At 76.6% G+C, this 3248-nt stretch carries 3 protein-coding genes; all 3 read right to left on the bottom strand.

Annotation, left to right across the window (positions count from 1 at the left end; translation table 11 throughout):
- Positions 1-633: histidine phosphatase family protein (locus Q6969_RS14490; RefSeq protein ID WP_317231077.1), on the bottom strand; the 633-nt coding region annotated here is incomplete at its 3' end.
- 58 nt (positions 634-691) lie between these two features.
- Positions 692-1906 (bottom strand): MFS transporter, encoded by a 1215-nt coding sequence (locus Q6969_RS14485; protein WP_317231076.1) that lies wholly within the window; start codon positions 1904-1906, stop codon positions 692-694.
- Positions 1907-2019: 113 nt separating this feature from the next.
- Positions 2020-2898, bottom strand: coding sequence for a helix-turn-helix transcriptional regulator (locus tag Q6969_RS14480; RefSeq protein WP_317231075.1), 879 nt, complete (start codon positions 2896-2898; stop codon positions 2020-2022).
- Between the last annotated feature and the right edge of the window lie 350 nt (positions 2899-3248).

The raw sequence follows: 3248 nt of genomic DNA, 5'->3' as shown, positions 1-3248 counted from the left end.
CGCCGGCCCGGACGGGGCGTCCGCTCCCGCGCCCGCCGCGGGCTCGCCCTCCCAGGACTCGAGCTCCCAGTCCGTCCCCGATCCGACGAGGACGACGACGCCCGTGTTCTCGAGCGGGTGGTCGGCGACGAAGGCCGCGTCGACGCCGTGCGCGCGGAGGCCCGTCCACGAGCGGATGGCGGCGCCGTGGCTGACGAGCGCGACCGTGCCGTGCCCCGAGGCCTCCGCCTCGGCGACGACGGCGTCGAACCGGGCCGCGAACCCGCGCCCCGTCTCGCCGCCGGCCAGGCGCAGGTCGTGCTCGCCGTCGACCCACCGGACCATCGTCTCGACGTACTCCGTGACGGCCGCCCGGTCGCCGCGCATCTCGAGTTCGCCGGAGGAGATCTCGCGGATGCCCGCGCTCTCGACCGGCGTGAGGCCGAGCGCCCGCGCGAGCGGCGCGGCCGTCTCGTGCGTGCGCCGCATCGTGGAGACGTGGATCCGGCCGATGTCCTCGCCCTGGAGCGCACCCGGCAGCAGCGACGCCTGGGTGCGGCCGAGCGCGGTGAGCCCGGGGCCGGGGATGCGGGTGTCGAGGAGGCCGGCGACGTTCGAGCTCGTCTGGCCGTGGCGGATCAGGATCAGGCGCATGACCCCGACGCTACCGGGAGGCGCCGCGCGCCTCGGGGGGCGGCGTGGCGCCCGGGCGTCAGAACCGGACGGGGAACGCGTCGCGGCGCCCGCGGAGCGTGAGGAGGAGGGCCACGACGCCGAAGCCGACCATCACGCCGGGCAGCACGAGCGCGTCCGTCCGGGAGAGGAGGCCCGCGCCCAGGATGCCGGCGGCGAAGATCGCGACGTTGAAGGCCACGGGGAGGAACGAGTTCGCGACGTCCGCGTCGTCGCCGCCCGCGGTCGTCAGCGCCGCCTGCATCTGCGCCGACGAGCCGCCGAAGGCGAGGCCCCACAGTACGGCCGCCGCGAGCACCGCGGGGGCGGAGGCGCCGCCCACGAGGAGGATCGCGCCCGCGAGGACGAAGACGGCGACGCTGCCGTGCACGACCTGGCGCGGGTGCCGGTCGAGGAGCGCGCCGGTGAGGACGATGCCGCCGATGGACGCGACCCCGTAGACGAGGAGCGTCACGTCGGCGCCGAGCCCGGAGCCGCCCGCGCGGAGGTAGGGCGCGATGTAGGTGTAGACGGTGTTGTGGGCGACCATCCACGCGGCGATGACGGCGAGGATCATCGCGATGCCGGGGATGCGGATCACCCGGCGGAGCGGCAGGCGCACCGTGGCGGGGACCGCGGGCGCGTCCGGCACGACCGTGAGGACCAGGGCGAGGACCACGACGCCGAGGAGGCTGAGCCCCGCGAAGGACCAGCGCCAGTCGAGGGCCGTGCCGAGGAAGGCCCCGAGCGGCGTGCCGAAGGCGAACCCGACCGGTGCGCCGGCCGAGACGATCGCGAGGGAGAGGCCGGCCCGGTCGGGCGGGCTGATGCGGCGCCCGTAGGCGGCGAGCATCCCCCAGATGGTGCCGGAGAACGCGCCGGCGACGAACCGGGAGGCGAGCGCGACGCCGATGCCGGGGGACAGGGCGGTGACCGCGTTCGCCAGGACGAGGCCCACGAGGGCGACGGCCAGGAGCGGCCGACGGCGCATGCCGCACGTCAGGGTGATGGCCGGCACGGTGACGATGACCGTGCCGAGCGCGTAGGCGCTGATGAGGAGCCCGACGCTGCCCTCGTCGGTGCCGAGGCCGCCGGCCATGACGGGGAGGAGGCCGGCGGGCATCGTCTCCATCGCGACCAGGATGAACCCCGTCGTCGCGAGGACGACGAGCGAGACGAGCGGCAGCCGGCGGATCGGCGCGGCGGGCGCGGGCGCGGGCGCGGCGCCGCGGACAGGGGCGGTGGGGGACGTCATGGGTGGCCTCTCGGGCAGCGCGGCGCGGAGCCCTCGGGGGCGGCGCGGGAGCGGACGGGATGGGGGCGGAGGGGCAGGCGAGCCCGCGGCGCCGGTCGGTGCGGTGGTCGGGATCAGCTCACGGCGTCGGCGGCGCGGGACACGACGTCCTCCGTCGCCGCCCACGTGGCGAGCAGGCGCAGGCCCTCGTCGGTCGCGGATCCGGCCGCCGCGGTGTAGACGGTCATCGTGTGGCCGGGGTCGTCCTGCAGCTCCATGGCCTGGAAGTCGAGCTCGAGGATCCCGACCGCGCGGTGCCGGAACTCCTTCGCGCCCGTGTAGTGGCGGCGGACGTCGTGGGCGGCCCAGCGGGAGCGGAACTCGTCGCTGCGGATGGACAGCTCGCCGACGAGCGCGGCGATGCCGGCGTCGTGGGGATCGCGTCCCGCGTCGCGGCGGAGGATCGCCACGTTCACGTTCGCCGCGCGCTCCCAGTCCGGGTAGAGGTCGTGGGCCCGCGGGTCGAGGAAGATGAATCGGGAGTGGTTGGCCGGGCGCACGGACCCCTGGAGCATGTCGGAGTAGAGGGCGTAGCCGAGGCGGTTGGCGGCGACGAGGTCCATGCGCGTGTTCGTGATCATCGCGGGCGCGCCGACCATCGCGTCGAGCATGCGCTGGACGGGCGGCGACGGGAACCGCGCCGTCGCGCCCGTCGGCGTGCGGCGGGGGACGGGCCCCGCCGCGCGGGCGAGGTCGTGCAGGTGGTCGCGCTCGGCCTGGTCCATCTCGAGCGCTCGGGCTATCGCGTCGAGCACGCCCTCGGACACCCCGGCGAGGTTCCCGCGCTCCAGGCGCGTGTAGTAGTCGACGCTCACGCCGGCGAGGACCGCGACCTCGTCCCGGCGGAGGCCGGGGACCCGTCGGCGGCCGCCGGCCACGATGCCCACCGCCTCCGGCGTGAGCCGTGCGCGGCGCGTCGAGAGGAACTCGCGTGCATCGGCTCGGTTGTCCATGCCCTCCACGCTACGGGCGTCGCCCGGCCGGAGACAGGCTCTGCCGTGACCCGTCTGGGCAGGGCCTTCCTCGTGCGGGGCGCAGCGGATGGAGTGGGAGGCGACCGGGACCCGCCGGCAGTCAGGAGCCCCGCATGCGACCGAGCGTCACATCCCCCGCCGCGTCCGCGCCCCGGCCGGTGCCCTCGCCGATGCCCCTGCCCGCGACGCGGGCGCGGCTCCTCCTCTCGATGGGGGCCGCTCTGCCGCTGGGGGTCGTCCTCGCCGCGCTCCTCGCCGGCTGCGCCGGGGCGCCCGCGGGCGGGACGGGGGGAGCGAGGTCGTCATCGGCCTCCGCCGCCGCGTCCGCG

This window comes from Clavibacter sp. MX14-G9D (assembly GCF_032917815.1).
Classification (GTDB): domain Bacteria; phylum Actinomycetota; class Actinomycetes; order Actinomycetales; family Microbacteriaceae; genus Clavibacter; species Clavibacter michiganensis_K.
Note: the sequence above shows the minus strand (reverse complement) of the source record. Positions and strands in the feature narration are given on the sequence as shown.

What these genes read in the sequence shown, in the direction of transcription:
- Q6969_RS14485 (WP_317231076.1), bottom strand. Translation starts at nt 1,906, where the DNA reads ATGACGTCCCCCACCGCCCCTGTCCGCGGCGCCGCGCCCGCGCCCGCG.
- Q6969_RS14480 (WP_317231075.1), bottom strand. Translation starts at nt 2,898, where the DNA reads ATGGACAACCGAGCCGATGCACGCGAGTTCCTCTCGACGCGCCGCGCA.